The following is a 17,579-nucleotide window of genomic DNA, read 5'->3' on the forward strand; positions in this document are numbered from 1 at the left end:
GACACTGTGCTTATCATGAGTAGAAAAAAATGTTTTATTTTGAGATGGGTAAAAAAATACCCAACTCAAAATCATTTTCAAGGAAAGATAGTTGTTTAAAACCAAGCGTTTTTGTAGGGATTGATATTCTATGCACGTTATAGGATATTGGCTATTCTTTATACACAGTGTAACTGGTAGTAATGTCAGGCTACGATTTTTAAGAAATCAAGAAAATACGTCATTTTAAAGCGGGAAATCAGACAGACAATAACGGTCTGTTTCGTTTTATATAAAAAATAATTCCTCCGCTTAGTATGTACGAACTTTGAAATAACATAATTGATTTTAAACAAGAAAAGGAGAAGAGGCATCCAGACAGAAATGGATACTGTCTAAATGTCTCTTCTCAAGATGGAGTTGATTATTTAAATGTTTCTTTCTGAACCGTGTATTTTGCCAATTTCTCACGGTTAACTTCATATCCGATTCCCGGAGAAGCAGGGACCTGTACGATTCCGTCTTTGACAACTACTTCTGGGTCAATGATATCTTCTTCCCAATAGCGGGAGGAAGCTGCGGTATCTCCAGGTAATGTAAATGCCGAGAGGGAGGTAATCGCGATATTATGCGCACGGCCTACGCCTGATTCAAGCATGCCGCCGCACCACATTGGTATGTTTGCTTCTTTGCACAGCTCATGAATTCGTTTCATTGTTGTAATCCCGCCGACACGGCCGACTTTCATATTAATAATTTTACCGCTTCCCAATTGAATAGCTTGTCTTGCATCATCATAGGAATGAATGCTTTCATCCAGACAAATCGGGGTCTTGATATGCTTTTGCAGCTCCGCATGATCAATCAAATCACCGGCAGTTAATGGCTGTTCAATCATCATCAGGTTATACGGGTCCAGCTGCTTTAAGGTCTCTACATCGTCCAGTGTGTAAGCGGAGTTCGCATCCACCATCAGTGGAATATCAGGGAAATGCTCGCGGATTTCCTTGACAACTTCTACGTCTTTGCCAGGTTTGATTTTCACTTTGATTCGCTTATAGCCGTCTGCTGTTTTTTCTTTAATGTTGGTAAGCATGCGCTCCATATCATCTTCAATGCCGAGACTGACCCCGACTTCGATTTCTGTTCTGCATCCGCCGATAGCCTCTGCCAGAGAAAGACCCTGCTGTTTAGCATAAATGTCCCAGGCAGCTGCATCAATCGCTGCTTTTGCTAAGTTATTGCGCTTAAACGGCTCGAATAGCTCTGTCAGCTCATCGGGATGGCTAATCTCACGGCCGAGAGTAAGAGGGATTAAATATTCTTCGAGCATCACCCAGGCAGCTTTTGTGAATTCCTCAATATAAAGAGGGGACTCGGAGGTAACACATTCTCCCCAGCCAACAGTTCCATCCGCATCCTTTGCTTCTAAAATGATAAATTCACGATCCTGTTCTGTTCCAAAACTTGTCGTGAACGGGTTTTTCATTCGCATATTCATCCGATGCATCGTTATTTCTGTAATTTTCATTTCCAAGACTCCTTGTATTTTGTTAGTAAATAGGAAAGATACCTATTGTAAAAGTTCAACATCTTCTTATGTTCTAGTATATGGAAGTTTGTTCTCAATAGCAATATGGATGCTGAGGGAAGCTTCATTTCTGCAAGACAGGAGATGAATTTTAGATAAAAAAACAAAGGCTGTCAGCTCCCAGCCTTTGTTTTCTACTTTTAAGCAAATACATCCATCGCCTGTTCAAATAATTTTAATTGGCTATTCAAAGCTTCATCATCCGGCGGAACATGCGAATAAGTGCCGTCATTTGCCTGCTGCCGTGCTTTTTTAGAGTCACGGAGCATGATGTCGAGGATATCATGAATACGATTTTTTATCCGGGGGTCAAAGATTGGAAACATCAGCTCTACCCGTTTAATCATATTTCGCGTCATCAAATCTGCGGAGGACAGAAAAATATTGATGTCGCCATTATGATGGAAAAGATAGATGCGGCTATGTTCCAAAAATCGCCCGACAATGCTCAGCACGCGAATGTTCTCGCTAACATCTGGAATGCCCGGGCGCAGACAGCAGATACCGCGGACAATCAAATCCACTTGCACGCCGGCTTGAGAAGCTTCGTAAAGCTTTTTGATTAAAGGTTTATCTGTCAGCGAATTCATTTTGGCAATAATCCGTCCATTGTTATATTCCTTGTGAAACGTGATTTCCTGATCGATAAGCTGAATTAGGTCATTGCGAATATCAAATGGTGCCATGGATAAATGATGAAAATCAGGCTTTTCTGTATAACCGCTCAAATAATTGAAGAAATTGGTGGCATCGATGCCATATTTGCGCTTGGTCGTTAAAAAAGACATGTCTGTGTAAAATTTAGCTGTCTGGTCATTATAATTTCCCGTACCAAGGTGGACGACCCGTTCAATCCGATTTTCATGCTTTCGGACAATCAGCGTGATTTTACTGTGGGTTTTCAATGAAATCATTCCGTAAATAACATGACAGCCGGCGATTTCCAGCTGTTTTGCCCACTCTACATTATTCGCCTCATCGAATCGTGCTTTTAATTCCACCAGAACGGTTACTTGTTTTCCATTTTCCGCTGCACGCTTTAAACTGGCGATAATCGGTGAATCCCCGCTGACACGATAGAGTGTCTGCTTAATTGCCAGCACTTCCGGATCATCCGCAGCTTCACGCATTAAATCAACAATCGGTTCAAAGGATTCATATGGATGATGAAGAAAGAGGTCTCTTTTTCTGACAGCTTCCAATACCGTTTCATCCTCATGGATATCCTGTGCCGGCTGCGGGATAAATGTTTCATAAATAAGATACTCAAAGTCATGCTGTACTTGATCATAAAAGTCATTTAAACACGTTAAATCGAGCGGTCCATCTACAATGTACAAATCCTTTTCATGAATTTCCAGCTCATGCAGCAGGAAAGAAGTAATAGAAGGGTCCTGCTCCATGGCATTCATCTCTAAACGGACAGCCTCTCCAAATTTGCGCTTCTTCAGCTCTTTTTCAATTTCCTTTAATAAATCATGCGCGCTGTCCTCATGGATATTCATATCTGCATTGCGGGTAATACGAAAAGTGCTTGTTGAGATTACCCGATATCCCTTAAAAAGTTTATGGATAAAAAACCGAATGACATCTTCTAACAACACATAGTGATGCGCATCATCAATCTGGATAAACCGGTCTAACAATGCAGGTACTTGGACAATCGCTGTTTTTTTCTGATGCTGTTCTTGTTCATACTCGTCTTCCAGCTGAATAGCAAGATTTAACGATTTATTTAACAGCATTGGAAAAGCGCGATAGGCATCGATGGCCATCGGTGTAAGAATCGGATAAATTTGTTCATCGAAATATTGCTCCAGTATATATAATGCTTCTGCAGATAATTCCGACATTTGAAAAAGACGAATCTGCTGTGTTTCTAATTCCTCCTGTACCTGTTTAAACAGGTGATACTGCTGCTCTACCAAGTCATGATTTAAGGATGCGATAGAAGAGAGCTGCTGCTTTGGAGTCAGGTTTGATTTGTCATCCGGCCGGTTAAATCCTGCTTTTACCTGATCCTTTAATCCGGCTACCCGGACCATAAAGAATTCATCTAAGTTGGATGAAAAGATGGATAAGAACCGCAGCCGTTCGAGCAACGGGTTGCTTACATCGTCTGCTTCTTCTAATACACGTTTATTAAATGAGAGCCAGCTCAGCTCCCTGTTATTGTAGGAGGCTGATGAATTGACGTTTTTTATTTGTTTGTCCATATCACACCATCCCTTTTTAAGAAGATATTCAAAAAGTTCCCAAATGATAAGCTGCGAATCGGGCTTTTTTGCTTCTGGTTTGAATCCTTTTTGAACACTCGTTATAGCGTCCTATATATATCATAATCCTTTTCCGCATAAAGTATGTTAAAGAGGTGTAAAGTTTGTGTGAATAATTTGTTTGGCAGGAGGGGTCGTAACAGCTTTCTCCTGCACGCTTATTTTTGTCTTTACAAATCAATAAATTCCAGATCTACTTCTTTTCCAATTGCTTTTTCCAGATGCTTTTTCTGTTTTTCCGCCTGGTATTCTTCCGGCATGGCATTGCCTTTCGTATATATACGAATAATGAGGGTCTTTTTCTTTGATGTAAACTCTATTTTTTCGACAATCTGCCTTTTGGTCGCATCTAAGCAATAAGTGAATTTTAATAAAGATCCCAAATCTAATAATTTCTGGCGCTCTTCCTTTAGGAACCATGATTTATAGGGCTGAATAAATTGCTTGAAGACGGTCTTATTTTTAAACGAAGCAACCAGTGCAAGCTTCAGACGTTCCCGGTGCTCTAATCCATCAATGGTACGGTTAGCCAGAAGGTAGAAGGTATGCTGCGGGCTTGACTCGGAATCAATATATTCTCCGAGATTAAATAAAAAGCTCGCCATTTTCAACAGCTGCCGGTCCTGCTTGTCCAGATGGATCAGTCCATTTTCTTTGCAAAAATCAAATATTTGCTCGGTCAGGTTTTGGACATGGCTGATATGTTTACGATCCAGATCATAATCATTAACGAGCTCCTGGATGCTTTCCTCTAATACATTTGGAAAGAGGGAGGAATCGAATTGCTTTGCTAAATGTTCATACAATACGCCATCCCGAAGTCCTTTCCGGCTTAGGATCAAGCTCTCTGCCTGAACAGTCTGATAGAGGCAGTGAAAAACTTCAATCGCAGGAATAATAATGTCCGCCCTGTCTTTAGAAAGTCCTTCTACTTTTGCTAATTTAGCCGGTTTCAGAGAAGTTAAATGATTGCTTACTTCCATAATATCCTTTTGGAACATTTGATACTCATGCAGACCTGCTAGCGGATAAGACTCCAGATTTTGATGGACCTGAGCCAGGTTACGCGCACTTCCGCCGATGGCAACCAATTTGACCTCTTTATCTGCAAGCCATGGAAGTGTTGCGAATTGATCCTTTAGATAGTGGCGCAGCTTGGAGAGCTCTTCGGTTGTCGGAATGGACTTGTGGAAGAAATCCTTTAAGGTAAGCGCACCAAAAGGAAAACTGTGTGACTCCTTGAGTTCCCGGCCCTCAAAATAAGTAACCTCTGTACTTCCGCCGCCGATATCTACGGTAACTCCTTCTGTGAGAGAGGTAGAATGGATAACTGCTAAATAGCCATAGTAGGCTTCTTCTTGTTCACTTACAATGCGGATATTTAATCCTGTACGTTCGACGATTTGGGTTTCAATTTCTTTTTTATTCTCCGCTTGCCGGACAGCTGCTGTAGCCGCACAGATGGTGTCCTGTAAGGTATAGGTATCCAGCACTTCCTGAAAGCTTTTCAATGTATCAATTAAACGGTCAATCCCGGCCTGGTTTAAGGTATTATCCTCTTCTAAAAAGGTACGCAGCCTGGAGGAGGCTTTCACGTTTTCTATTTCTTTCAGCCGGTTCCCCTTTGTTTTTTCATAAATGACTAAACGCATGGTATTGGAGCCAATATCGATGATTGCATAATGTTGCTTCTTCATTTCTTTCGCCTCCTGTTGTTTTGTCTGATTTTTCTTTTAGTTTAACACATTTGCAGAGAAATAAGCTGGCATTGCTGCGCTGCGGCAGGAACAAAAATAAGAAAAAGCCTTCAATTATCACTTCCCTGGGTAGATGCATATCTTGGTAGGAAGCAATGGAAGGAGGGCAATGGAATGAATGAATTCAATGTACCTGCAGAAAATCAGCAGGGAATGTATCCATATAACTTTTATAACCCTGCCGGATTAAATAACCAATTCAATTATCAAGAAGTCAGAAGGCCATATCACCATCCAAGACCATTTTATGGAAATCCTGTATTTGGATTTGGCGTGCCATTTTTAGGAGGATTGGCGACAGGGTTACTGCTAGATGACATAGGAGGACCGCCGCCATATTATCCTTATCCTCCATACTATCCATATCCGCCGTATGGGTATTATCCTTATGGATATTGATAAAAGGAATGAAAGGTAAGCTGGAAATGCATCAGCTTGCCTTTTTAGTATGAGGAAAAGGATAAAATCAATGTACGTCATCCATTGCCCGGTAAATGCTTCCCCACTGACCATCCAGTAATTTTTCTGAAAATGAATGCATCCTGTGTTATGATAAGAGTAAGTGTTTTGTATTAATTGTATAAAAGGATACATTTAGTAACTCTACCACGGATAACCGTCCGTAAAACTCCCGCTTTGAAATAAAGTAGGAAAACTATTTATATAAGCGAGAGATAACGGACACTAACTCCCTGAATCACTTAGGCTAACTCTGTGGGAGGATGAAGGAAACAGACTAAGTTCGCGACGTCCTGGGACTGCGACTACTCGCCCCATCGAAAACTCCCGCAGAATGAAGTTTCGTTTTATCAATTAGTTAATATCATAAATAAGAAAGGTTGGTTAGTATGAAATTAGGCACAATTGGATCAGGTAAGATTGTTCAGGAGATGCTGCGGGCAATAGAACCGGTTGAAGAAGTAAACTGTGTTGCTGCATATTCCAGAAAACAAGAAACAGCGGATGGATTAGCCGACGAGTTTCAAATCCCGAAAACTTATACATCTTTGGAAGAATTTTTTGCTGATGAAGAGATGGATACCGTATATATTGCTTCCCCTAATCAACTGCATAAACAGCAGGCGCTTCAAGCGATAGAAAATAAAAAGCATGTTATTTGTGAAAAGCCGTTCACCCCGACGGCCAAGGAAGCGAAGGAACTGAAGGAGGCAGCGATACAAAATCAAGTGTTTGTTTTTGAAGCGATTCCTACTTTGTTTTTACCTAACTTTCTAGAGCTGTCCAAGCATATTGAACGATTAGGACCTATCCGGCTGATTCAATGTAATTACAGCCAATACTCCAGCCGCTATGATCAATTAAAAGCTGGAGAGGTGACCAATATGTTTAATCCTGCATTTGCAGGCGGTGCATTGGCGGATATCAATATCTATAATCTCCATTTTGTATTGCGTTTATTTGGCAAGCCGGAAGAGGTTACTTATAAAGCGAATTTGTATGAAAATGGCATAGATACTTCCGGTATCGCTTTACTTTCCTATCCAGGTTTTCAAGCAAGCTGTGTTGGATCGAAGGACACCACTGGTGAAAATTTTGTCTCGATTCAGGGAGAAGAAGGCTATATGTATATCAAGCCTGGCGCAAATGGTGCAAGAAATGTCAAAATCACGATTGATGGAAAAACAAAGGACATCTCTGTAAAACAGGACCGGGCAAGACTTTCCTATGAATTTATTCATATCAATAAAATTATCAAAAATCATGATGAGAAAGTATTTGAGGAATTAATCGATCATACGATTGCAGCCGCTGAAGTGTTAGAGGATGCACGGAGTCAGGTCGGATTATAAAACGGAACTTCATTTAATGGGAGTTTTTTGCTTTTTTTCATGATAAAAGAATAAAAAAATCGCTGTATGAAAACTGTCATACGGCGATTTTTATTGGAGAATTAATTCGCAGAATTCAGGCTTGCTGCGAATTTGCCTGCAGGCCGTTGTATAGCTTTATCAGCTGCTTATTAGTCTTCAATATCTATTATATGGGGAGATATGGATTGATTTGGGATTTTTATGATTAAAATTCCATTCTCAAGGGTTGCCGTGATGCTTTTTTTTGGTATATTAAAAGGGAGTGTAATAATGCGTTCTTTCCGCTCGGTGGATTTTTTATTTACGTTTTCTTTTTCTGTCTGTACGGATAGGCTTTCGTCCTTATTTAATATTATTTTTATTTGATTTCCTATGATTTCAATTTGAATATCCTGCCGGCGGTATCCAGGAACTTCTGCTTTTACATAAACGTGATTTTTTTCCTCTATTATTTCTGCGGGAAAATCATTAAGTATCTGGCCCTGGAATGATTTAAAAGAACGGGAAAATAAATTATCCATTCGATCGACGAACTCTTGGAAGGGGGTAAAATCAATATTCCAATTTTCAGGGAAAACTTTTTTCTTATCAGAACGAGAATCATGCTTATCGGGATCCATCAAAAAACCTCCTAACGATAACTTTTGGTTATTTCTTACACGAGGCGGGAGCTGTATCTATTATGGAATCAGCCTATGGTTGTGACGTGATAAGAATATTGTATGCAGGCAGTGCAGAAGCTGTGCGCATATGACATATAAGAAAAGAGTGCAGAAAATAATGTTGTAATTTTCTGTTTCCTGTACTGTACATAGGCATTGTTAAAAAACGAGAGGAAGCGTTTGTTTTTCCATTATATATAAGGAAAAGCAATGGGCGTGCATGCTACGAAAAAGAGGGAGAGAAAAGATTGACTAAATTTTGTAAAGAATGTGGAAAGCCAATTGGGGACGGAGCGCAATTTTGTAAGCATTGCGGAACAAAGGTAAACAGCGAGGTGCCGAAGCATAAAGCCATAGCGCCAGAAACGGAAAAAGAAGCTGCAGAGAAAAAAGCACCGGTAGAGCAAGCTGGCAAGGAAGAAAATCAGACACGAAGCGAGCAGCAGACACGGCAGGTGAATAAAGAAAAGAAGCCAATGACAAAAAAGAAAAAGATATTGACAGGAATACTTGGCGTTATTGCATTATGTGTCATTGGTTTAGGTATTTGGGGAAATATGTATTATTCCGAGGAAAACACGGCAAATCGTTTTGCAAGTGCGATGGCTGAGGGAGATACTGAAACGATTCAAAAGGTGATGACAGTGGACGGCAAGGAGCTTTCTGCTGAGGAGGCCAATGCTGTGGCTGCGATGAGGGAAGAGGAGGAATTCGCTTTTATCAGTGACGGGGATTCCGAAGTGCTATTTGAAGAACTTCCTGTTTTTGATATGGAAGAATCCAATGAAAAAGCATTCTTGTTTTTCACGCAATATGATGTAGCAGCCGAGCCGCAGTATGTTACTGTCTATTCTAATGTAGAAGGGGTGACAACAACATTTAATGGCGGCGGGTTTGAAGAGGCTGATGCGTCTTCGGATTATATTGAATATGGTCCATTAGCTCCCGGGATTTATGAAGCGGCAAGCAGTTTTGAAACAGATTACGGAGAAGCTTCGAAGAGCCAGAACGTCCGGTTAATGGATACGTATAACAGCTATGATTCGGAATTAGAAGTAGGCGAAGTGACTTTCTATGAAATGTTTGCTGGTGATTTGCCGTACAATTCGATGGAATTATTGATTAATGAAGAACCCCTTGAAACGAATATGGATAGCGGTTATGTATCAGCCGGGCCGCTGTTGCTGGATGGTTCAATGGAGTTGACAGGGGTTGTCAAAGCAGATTGGGGAGATCTTGAAATTGAACCGATCGCGATTACAGACAGGGAACATGATGTGTATATTACGGATTACTTCAATGAAGAAGCTGAAGAAGAAATCAAAGAAGTCATCAAAAACTTTAGTGAAAATTATGTAGAAGCAACAGCCAAGCTGGATGCATCTGTGATTGAAAATGTTTCAGATGAATTAAGTGAAGTATTAGAGGATGAACTTTTTACGTATTATGATAATGGATTCAGCGGCAGATTAGATGAAATCGGGATTGCTTTGGCAGATGCAGAATATTATGCAACAGATAACCCTGCCTTCCAAATTCCTGCGCAGCTGAATATGACAGGTACCTATGACCCTGATTCAGAGTACGAAGAAATAGAGCTGGAAGCTGTTTTTATTGTTCAATATCTTGCAGACAGCGGCGAATGGGATATGCATTATTTTTCGGATAATTTTGCTCCGGGGAATGTTGATTATGAATTTTTTGCAGCATCCGGTGAGGAGTATGAAGGTGTTGTGCTGGAGGATGAAGATGATGCTGACAGCGAGGATAACCAAGACAGCAGCTCCGGCGAAGCAGAAATTGCAGATGTTGAATTAGCCGTCGACTATTATGTTTACAGTTTAGTAGATGCGATTAACACAGGTGATTATGATCTGGTTGCTGAATACATTGCTTCTGGAAGCAGCTTAGAAACGATGCAGCGTGATTTGGTAGAGCGTTTATCGGACAGCGAAATGAGGCAGGAGGTACAGTCTGTTTCCGTGGAAGATGTGGAAGAAGTAGACTCCGAAACATGGGAAGTAACAACAAGTGAAACGATTGAATTAATATACGCCAGCGGCGAGTCAGAAACAGAAGATTATCAGTGGACTTACACGGTGGAGCTGACAGATGACGGGTATCAGCTGACGAATTTAGAATAACCGTTACAGCCAGAGGGGAACCTTTGGCTGTATTTTTCTGATAAAACACTTGACCAGATGTGTCCTTTTCCGATAATCTATAGTTTACGAATATAAATAAAGTGAGGAAATTAGACAGTGAATATGTATACAGATAAACGGACAGATTTTTATAAAGACCGTTACGAAAATAGAGCAAGATTAATGATTAAATGTCCAGATCAGCCGGGAATTGTGTCTGCAATCTCTACATTTTTATGGAACCAGCAGGCAAATATCGTCACATCTAATCAATATACCCAAGATCCAAAAGGCGGCGAATTCTTTATGCGCCTTGATTTTGAATACCAGACCGGGACAGACGTGGAAAAACTGAAGCAGGAATTTCAGGAGATTGCCGATCGTTTTCAAATGGACTGGCGCCTGAGCCTGGTTCACGAGTTGAAAAATATCGCGATTTTTGTTTCGAAAGAGCCGCATTGTTTACTAGAGCTGTTATGGGAATGGCAAAGTGGCGATTTAATGGCAAATATTCCAGTGGTTATCAGCAATCATGAAAATTCCCGTAAAATGGTAGAAGCATTAGGGATTGATTTTTACCATCTGCCCGTTACGAAAGAAACCAAACCGGAGATAGAAGCGAAGCAAAAGGAAATCTTAGAGGACTACGATATTGATTTGATTGTATTGGCGCGCTACATGCAAATTCTTTCCCCGACATTTGTGGAAGTATTTAAAGATCGAATCATTAATATCCATCACTCTTTCCTGCCGGCATTTATCGGAGCCAAACCGTATGAACGTGCCTTTGAACGGGGAGTGAAAATGATTGGTGCAACTTCGCATTATGTAACCAACGATTTAGATGAAGGACCAATTATTGAACAAGGAACAGAGCCAGTCAGCCATGAGCATAATGTGGAGGACTTAAAAAAGATTGGACAATCCATTGAGCGCAGGGTATTGGCGCAGGCTGTTAAATGGCATTTAGAAGATCGAATTATTGTGCACGGAAATAAAACCATTGTATTTGAATAAAGAGAAAAGGGAATGCTGCAGATTGTTTTTGCGGCGCTCCCTTTTTTATTATACTCCCTTTTTCGAATAGGTGATGGTGCATAGCTCCGCTCCGGCCAACCACTCCGCTTTCCGACGTACAAATATTTTCGATGGGACGAGTAATCGCAGTCCCAGGACGTACTAGTGCAGACGTTGCAACAACTCTTTTCGATGGGGTGAGTAATCGCAACCCCAGGACGTTGCGGTCTTAGTCTGCCATGGGGACGGCTTCAGCTAACTTGAAAAGAAAACCGCTTTTCAAGTGGATCTTCAGCTCGCCCTGTTCCCATAGGAGTCTACGTGGTCGGCCTGCGCTCTGATAGGATTCTGCAACGAATGAAAGGAATAACATTTTGATGAGTTGGACGAAATAGCAGCTTTCGCCTGAACAACCAATCCAGGCAGCATGGAAATGAAGTTACTTTTTAATGTGTGAAAGTTGAGTTTATTAGTCAATGATTTTTCTGATTTTTTATTTTTGAAAGCGAAATGATATTAAATATTAATCTGATACCAAAACCTAACAGGATGATGAAAAATGAGATAAACAAGAGAGAAGACGAGCTTGTATCAGCAGCTTGATTACGTATGAAAAGAAGGTAAACCAATCCCGCTAATGCTGTGATTGTCAGGATCGTATTGATGCATAAAGAAATAATTAAAAATCTTCTGTTTTTATTATTCACAATCCCCCCCCCTCGTATTTCGGATGGTTTCTAAATATGGAAACGTCCAATCAAATGAAGCATTCCATAGATTGAATCTTCATTAATCCGGGATTTCTTGTATCCAACATATGCCCTAATCACAAAAAAATAATAGCTATATAAATTGAAATTAATAGCTACCGCTACAGAAAAACACTACGCTTTCCGTGGGCTTGAGCTCAGCCTCCTCGAAAAAAAGAAGTTCGCTTATTTTTCTGCGGGGTCTTCCCTCCGCGCTTTCCCACGACGGACAGGACGTCCTAGTGTCGGTCGTTGGTCACAGGACGTGACCGTTCTTAGCCGACCAGGAGTCTCCGTGTTTTTCTTCCGGGACTGCGATTACTCGCCCCATCAAAAACCGTCGCTAGTTACTGTTTTCAATCATTATTTCGTCATTTTTATAAGAAAAATAAAGTGTAATTTCTTACTTCAATTTATATATTATCCATTTTCCCGGGAGACGAAAGCTATAAACACGAGGTAACTTTGCTTAAGCAAAATCGCTTCTGAAGTTATGTTGATTTCTGCTTATATCCATAGAAAAACCATAGCCGGCAAAAGCAGCTATGGTTTCTTTTTCTTTGGAAATGATTATTGTTTCTCGGTTTCCCGTTCCCAGCACTCGATGCCGGTCTGATCGTCCAGAGTATCTTTATAGAAGACAGGGTCTTTTCCTTCTTTCCGCTGCCTCATATAATCCTTTAATAAAATATTGGCTTTCTTAAATAAGACAGAAATAGCATAAAGGTTAATCAGTGCAAGCAAGGCCATGGTGACATCAGCTAAAGACCAGACTAAGCCGAAGGAAGCCAATGTACCGAATACAACCATTACAAGCGCTGCTATGCGATAAATAAACAGGATGGTCTTAGAGTCTTTAATATAAGCCAGGTTGTTCTCGCCATAATAATAATTTCCAAGAATCGAGCTGAAGGCAAATAGAAAAATAGCGATGGCGATAAACACGCCTGCCCAATCTCCCAGCATTTGGGTGAAGGCTGTCTGTGTCAGCGCAATCCCGTCTTCTTCACTGCCTGCAAATCCGCCGGCGGATAAAATAATCAATCCGGTAGCCGAACAAACTAAGATGGTATCAAAGAAAACACCTAAGGCCTGAACGAGCCCCTGCTTGACCGGGTGGCTTACTTCTGCAGTTGCTGCTGCATTGGGGGCAGCACCCATTCCTGCTTCGTTAGAAAATAGTCCGCGTTTGATTCCCAGCATAATGGCTGCGCCAAAGCCGCCGCCAGCAACCTCGCGGATTCCAAATGCATTTTCAAAAATAAGTACAAACATATCTGGAATAACGGTAATATTCATAGCTAAGACAACAAGCGCTAAGCCGATATAAATAATTGCCATAAAAGGAACAATAATTTGAGAAACATTCGCAATACTTTTCAAACCGCCAAAGATAACGATGGCTACAAAAATAGTCAAAACAGCCGCAATCCAGACAGGGTTTATATCAAACTGTGAACTGATCGCAATGCTGATGGTATTGGATTGAACGGAGTTAAAGACCAATCCGTACGTAAAAGTAATCATGATGGCAAATACAATACCAAGCCAGCGTTTTTTCATTCCCTTTTCAATATAATAAGCGGGACCGCCGCGATACTGATTGCTATCTTTCTCTTTATAGAGCTGTGCTAGAGTACTTTCAACAAATCCGGAGGCGGCGCCAAGTAGCGCAATCAGCCACATCCAGAATAATGCGCCCGGTCCGCCAAGCGCAACTGCTGATGCAACGCCGGCCATATTTCCTGTACCGACGCGGGAAGCGGCACTGATTGCAAATGCCTGGAAGGAGCTGGTCCCTTTCTTGCCAGATGCATCATAGGATTGTTTATCTGCTACAGCACGGAACATTTCCGGAAGCAGGCGAAACTGGACGAATCCGGTCCGAATTGTAAAATAAAGACCTAAACCTATTAAGACAATAATTAAAATATACGACCAAAGAAAATCATTGATATGGCCGATAATCGATTCCAAAATACCCATAAAATCCTCCTTTTTATTAAAATAAATATATTCCTTTGCTGCTTTAAAATACCAGTAAATCCAAGAAGCGATGAATAAAATAAAAACGAAGCTTAAACCAGACCTGATGAATAGCACTTGCTGTTAAAAGCAATCATTTACTGGATTACAGATGAAACGATACTCTGCTGATAAATTGGGTGTAATGATAAATATCCTGTGTCATTGCCGAGCAAACCAAATTAGCAGGCAGCATCCCATTACGGTCAGAAACCATAAAAATCCTTTATTGGAAGGCTGCGTCATTTTGCAGAGAATAATTTATTATAGCATAAAGTGGAACTTTATTCAGCGGGCGTTTTACAATCCCTATGCCATCCTGCAGCAAGTCAGCTTGAGATAAACTCACTTCTGACAAATATCGATAATCGATTGTACTGCTTCTTTGAGCTTTTCCTCTGCGATACCTGCGAAGCCGATCACAAATTGCGGATAAGGGAAAACGGCATTTTTTGAAGCGTAATAGGAAATCGGATAGATTTTGATACCTTTCTGCTCCGCTCTTCGAAGTATCTCTTCTTCTGTCAGACCATTTCGCACCTCACAGACGACATGGAGTCCTGATTGTTCTCCAAGAAGCTGTATAGATGGTTTATACGGTTCAAATAATTGATGGACCAGTTCAAATTTCTTTCTATATATTTTCCGCATTCGATTCAAATGCTTTTCAAAATAACCCTCCTGAATAAAATGCGCCAGCACATGCTGATCCATTCGCGAAACGGTAGAATGGTGAAAAGTAAGCCTGTTCCGATACTGCTCCAGTAATGCTTTTGGTAGAATCATATAGCTAATCCGCAGGGAAGGAATCAATGATTTGGAAAACGAACCAAGGTAGATAACCCGATCATTGAAATCCATTTTTTTCATAGGAGGTATCGTTTTCCCTGTATAACGAAACTCACTGTCATAATCATCTTCTATAATATACCGGTCCGCTGTTTCATTTGCCCACTGTAACAGCTGATTGCGCCGGTTGATGGAGGTCACTGTTCCATATGGAAAATGGTTGGACGGAGTGACATAGATGTAATCAGGCTCTAAGAGACGGACGGCTTCAATGGACACGCCTTCTTCATTCATATCTAAGGCTCGTCCTAAAAAGCCGAAATGGGTAATCAATTTCATCATCAACTGATAACCTGGGTCCTCCACGCCGAATATAGTCGTTCCGGGAAGCAGGGAAAGCAGCTGCTGCATTAAAACTTCAATACCTGCTCCGACGACAATTGTGTCCGGATCACAGTCGATTCCCCGTGCGTGATATACATAGTGGGCAATAGCTTCGCGCAGCTCTTTATCGCCTTGGGCATCACCAAGCAGCAGTAAATCATGATGGGATTCATCAATGACGTGCCGGTTTAGCTTTCTCCATGCCGAAAAGGGAAATGCCTCCGTATCAATTTTATTGGGAGAAAAATCAAATAAAACGGATGGTTCTTTCTCCGCATCAGCAATCTCCTTTTTACCTGAATGCTCTACAAATTCTAAATCGCCATGTGCCAGTACATAGAATCCCTTTCTGGGCTGTGATGCGATATAACCTTCCGCAACAAGCTGTTCAAAAGCAGTTTCCACTGTATTCTGGCTTACTTCCAAATGATTAGCGAGCTTTCGTTTAGAAGGCAGTTTTTGACCATAGGGAAGCCGCTCCTGTACAATTTCCTGTTTAATAAACTCGTAAAGCTGTTCGTATAAAGGGGTATTGTTTGTTTTTTCTAAATGAACAGATAATAAATCCATTTTCTCTCTCCTTTGAAAAACTGACCTCATTAAATGATGCAAAATTGGCACTTTCATTCATATCATATTATTTTTATAATAATAAAAAATCAATCAAAAATCTAGGAGGAAATAAAATGGCAGATAGAGTAACAGGTACAGAGCGTGTAAAAAGAGGAATGGCGCAAATGCAAAAAGGCGGCGTCATTATGGATGTTGTTAATAAAGAACAGGCAAAAATAGCGGAAGAAGCGGGCGCTGTTGCTGTCATGGCCTTGGAGAAAGTCCCGTCTGATATTCGTGCTGCAGGCGGGGTAGCGAGAATGGCAGATGTCAGTATTGTAGAAGAAGTGATGGAAGCCGTATCCATTCCAGTTATGGCAAAGGTGCGTATCGGTCATATTGTCGAAGCACGTGTTTTAGAATCCCTAGGTGTGGATTATATTGATGAGAGTGAAGTACTGACACCAGCGGATGATTTATTCCATTTGGATAAAAAGCCGTTCACTGTCCCATTTGTATGCGGATGCCGTGATTTAGGAGAAGCAGCCCGCCGGATTGGAGAAGGCGCGTCGATGCTTCGGACAAAAGGAGAGCCTGGAACGGGAAATATCGTGGAAGCAGTACGCCATTTACGCGAAGTGCAATCACAGGTAAGAAGAATTGTACATATGAACGAGGATGAGCTGATGACAGAAGCTAAAAATCTTGGAGCACCATTTGAAGTGCTGCTGCAGGTGAAGGAAACAGGCAGGCTGCCAGTGGTAAACTTTGCTGCAGGCGGGGTGGCAACTCCGGCAGATGCTGCATTGATGATGGAGCTTGGAGCAGACGGGGTCTTTGTCGGATCTGGTATCTTTAAATCAAAAAATCCGGAAAAATTTGCACGTTCTATTGTTGAAGCAACAACGTATTATCAAGACTACCAAAAAATTGGCGAGCTTTCTAAAGACTTGGGAGAAGCAATGAAGGGTATCGATATGAAAACGTTAAGAGCAGAGGATAGAATGCAGGATCGGAGTTTCTAAGTCGCTGAAAGGAGCGGATACGATGAGTGAACAAAAATATCGAATCGGAATTCTTGGCATGCAGGGAGCGACAGAAGAGCATGCGAGTCATTTGCAACAAGCAGGACATGAGCCGATTCTGATTAAAAATAGGGAGCTGCTTGAAACGGTGGATGCTTTAATTATTCCGGGAGGGGAAAGCACAGCAATTTGGCGCTTGATGAAGAAAAATAATCTTGTGGATGCTGTAAAACAATTTGCCCAATCCAAGAAGCCGATTTTTGGAACCTGTGCCGGTCTCGTTTTGCTTGGCAAGGGTCAGGTGGATGCAGAGCAGAGTGTGCATTTAGGTCTGATGGATGTACAAGTTAAACGGAATGGTTTTGGAAGACAGCGGGACAGTTTTGAAGCAAATCTGGATGTGAACGGAATGAAGGAGCCGTATCCAGCCGTGTTTATACGTGCCCCATATATTGAATCGGCAGGAGAGCGTGTGGAAGTTTTAGCTGCCTATGATGATAAAATTGTGGCTGCAAAAGAAGAAAATTTAATTGTAGCGGCTTTTCATCCGGAGCTGACTGATGATAATCGCTTTCTGGAATTATTTCTTTCGCTGGTGGAGGAGAAGCCGGTATTAACGGTATAGCAAAAAGTTTTACAATAGAATAGCAGCAAGAAACTAGCATTGACTAATCAGGTAAGTGTATACGAGTTTTGCATGTTCTTATGGTGAAACATAGAAAAAGAGCTGATACGTGAACCAGCTCTTTTTCGCGTTTTAAAGGGAATGATGCAGCAAGTTTTTCTTATCCTTAATG

At 41.2% G+C, this 17,579-nt stretch carries 12 protein-coding genes; 6 read left to right on the plus strand and 6 right to left on the minus strand.

What is annotated here, in order from left to right; all coding sequences use genetic code 11:
• Positions 1–403: 403 nt before the first annotated feature.
• The 3 genes from menC to ppx all read right to left on the minus strand — a co-directional run bounded on the left by menC (position 404) and on the right by ppx (position 5,543).
• Positions 404–1,510, minus strand: coding sequence for an o-succinylbenzoate synthase (gene menC, locus BN997_RS04175; RefSeq protein WP_042529920.1), 1,107 nt, complete (start codon positions 1,508–1,510; stop codon positions 404–406).
• A 200-nt stretch (positions 1,511–1,710) separates the two neighbouring features.
• On the minus strand, positions 1,711–3,786 hold the full coding sequence (locus BN997_RS04180) for an RNA degradosome polyphosphate kinase (RefSeq protein ID WP_042529922.1): 2,076 nt from the start codon (positions 3,784–3,786) through the stop codon (positions 1,711–1,713).
• A gap of 230 nt (positions 3,787–4,016) precedes the next feature.
• Positions 4,017–5,543 (minus strand): exopolyphosphatase, encoded by a 1,527-nt coding sequence (gene ppx, locus BN997_RS04185; protein ID WP_042529924.1) that lies wholly within the window; start codon positions 5,541–5,543, stop codon positions 4,017–4,019.
• A gap of 174 nt (positions 5,544–5,717) precedes the next feature.
• On the opposite strand from ppx, the gene BN997_RS04190 reads away from it, so the two are divergent.
• Positions 5,718–6,002, plus strand: coding sequence for a hypothetical protein (locus BN997_RS04190; RefSeq protein ID WP_042529927.1), 285 nt, complete (start codon positions 5,718–5,720; stop codon positions 6,000–6,002).
• Between the two features lie 449 nt (positions 6,003–6,451).
• Positions 6,452–7,414, plus strand: a complete 963-nt coding sequence (locus BN997_RS04195; RefSeq protein ID WP_042529929.1) for a Gfo/Idh/MocA family protein — start codon at positions 6,452–6,454, stop codon at positions 7,412–7,414.
• 170 nt (positions 7,415–7,584) lie between these two features.
• On the opposite strand, the gene BN997_RS04200 is transcribed toward BN997_RS04195, so the two are convergent.
• Positions 7,585–7,956 carry an Hsp20/alpha crystallin family protein gene (locus BN997_RS04200; protein ID WP_175297003.1) on the minus strand — a complete coding sequence of 124 codons (372 nt, stop codon included), beginning with the start codon at positions 7,954–7,956 and terminating at the stop codon, positions 7,585–7,587.
• Positions 7,957–8,345: 389 nt separating this feature from the next.
• On the opposite strand from BN997_RS04200, the gene BN997_RS04205 reads away from it, so the two are divergent.
• Both BN997_RS04205 and purU read left to right on the plus strand, forming a co-directional pair.
• Complete coding sequence (locus tag BN997_RS04205) at positions 8,346–10,241, plus strand: TcaA NTF2-like domain-containing protein (protein ID WP_042529934.1); 1,896 nt, start codon at positions 8,346–8,348, stop codon at positions 10,239–10,241.
• A 117-nt stretch (positions 10,242–10,358) separates the two neighbouring features.
• Positions 10,359–11,258 carry a formyltetrahydrofolate deformylase gene (gene purU, locus BN997_RS04210; RefSeq protein WP_374705730.1) on the plus strand — a complete coding sequence of 300 codons (900 nt, stop codon included), beginning with the start codon at positions 10,359–10,361 and terminating at the stop codon, positions 11,256–11,258.
• A gap of 1,319 nt (positions 11,259–12,577) precedes the next feature.
• On the opposite strand, the gene BN997_RS04220 is transcribed toward purU, so the two are convergent.
• Both BN997_RS04220 and BN997_RS04225 read right to left on the minus strand, forming a co-directional pair.
• Positions 12,578–13,993, minus strand: coding sequence for an alanine/glycine:cation symporter family protein (locus BN997_RS04220; protein WP_042529938.1), 1,416 nt, complete (start codon positions 13,991–13,993; stop codon positions 12,578–12,580).
• Between the two features lie 384 nt (positions 13,994–14,377).
• Positions 14,378–15,775: a MocR-like pyridoxine biosynthesis transcription factor PdxR gene (locus BN997_RS04225; protein ID WP_042529940.1), complete on the minus strand. Its 1,398-nt coding sequence runs from the start codon at positions 15,773–15,775 to the stop codon at positions 14,378–14,380.
• A gap of 116 nt (positions 15,776–15,891) precedes the next feature.
• Between BN997_RS04225 and pdxS the strand changes: the two genes are divergently transcribed.
• Entirely contained in the window at positions 15,892–16,782 is an 891-nt protein-coding gene (gene pdxS / locus BN997_RS04230) for a pyridoxal 5'-phosphate synthase lyase subunit PdxS (RefSeq protein ID WP_042529942.1), read from the plus strand.
• 22 nt (positions 16,783–16,804) lie between these two features.
• Positions 16,805–17,407, plus strand: coding sequence for a pyridoxal 5'-phosphate synthase glutaminase subunit PdxT (gene pdxT, locus BN997_RS04235; RefSeq protein WP_042529944.1), 603 nt, complete (start codon positions 16,805–16,807; stop codon positions 17,405–17,407).
• Positions 17,408–17,579 lie beyond the last annotated feature (172 nt).

The organism is Oceanobacillus oncorhynchi (assembly GCF_000821065.1).
In the GTDB taxonomy this organism is placed as follows: domain Bacteria; phylum Bacillota; class Bacilli; order Bacillales; family Amphibacillaceae; genus Oceanobacillus; species Oceanobacillus oncorhynchi.

Excerpts from the sequence above, each read along its gene's own strand:
- BN997_RS04190 (WP_042529927.1), top strand. The coding sequence starts at position 5,718 with ATGAATGAATTCAATGTACCTGCAGAAAATCAGCAGGGAATGTATCCA.
- BN997_RS04180 (WP_042529922.1), bottom strand. The coding sequence starts at position 3,786 with ATGGACAAACAAATAAAAAACGTCAATTCATCAGCCTCCTACAATAAC.
- BN997_RS04220 (WP_042529938.1), bottom strand. The coding sequence starts at position 13,993 with ATGGGTATTTTGGAATCGATTATCGGCCATATCAATGATTTTCTTTGG.
- menC (WP_042529920.1), bottom strand. The coding sequence starts at position 1,510 with ATGAAAATTACAGAAATAACGATGCATCGGATGAATATGCGAATGAAA.
- pdxS (WP_042529942.1), top strand. The coding sequence starts at position 15,892 with ATGGCAGATAGAGTAACAGGTACAGAGCGTGTAAAAAGAGGAATGGCG.
- BN997_RS04225 (WP_042529940.1), bottom strand. The coding sequence starts at position 15,775 with ATGGATTTATTATCTGTTCATTTAGAAAAAACAAACAATACCCCTTTA.
- BN997_RS04200 (WP_175297003.1), bottom strand. The coding sequence starts at position 7,956 with ATGGATAATTTATTTTCCCGTTCTTTTAAATCATTCCAGGGCCAGATA.
- ppx (WP_042529924.1), bottom strand. The coding sequence starts at position 5,543 with ATGAAGAAGCAACATTATGCAATCATCGATATTGGCTCCAATACCATG.
- pdxT (WP_042529944.1), top strand. The coding sequence starts at position 16,805 with ATGAGTGAACAAAAATATCGAATCGGAATTCTTGGCATGCAGGGAGCG.
- BN997_RS04195 (WP_042529929.1), top strand. The coding sequence starts at position 6,452 with ATGAAATTAGGCACAATTGGATCAGGTAAGATTGTTCAGGAGATGCTG.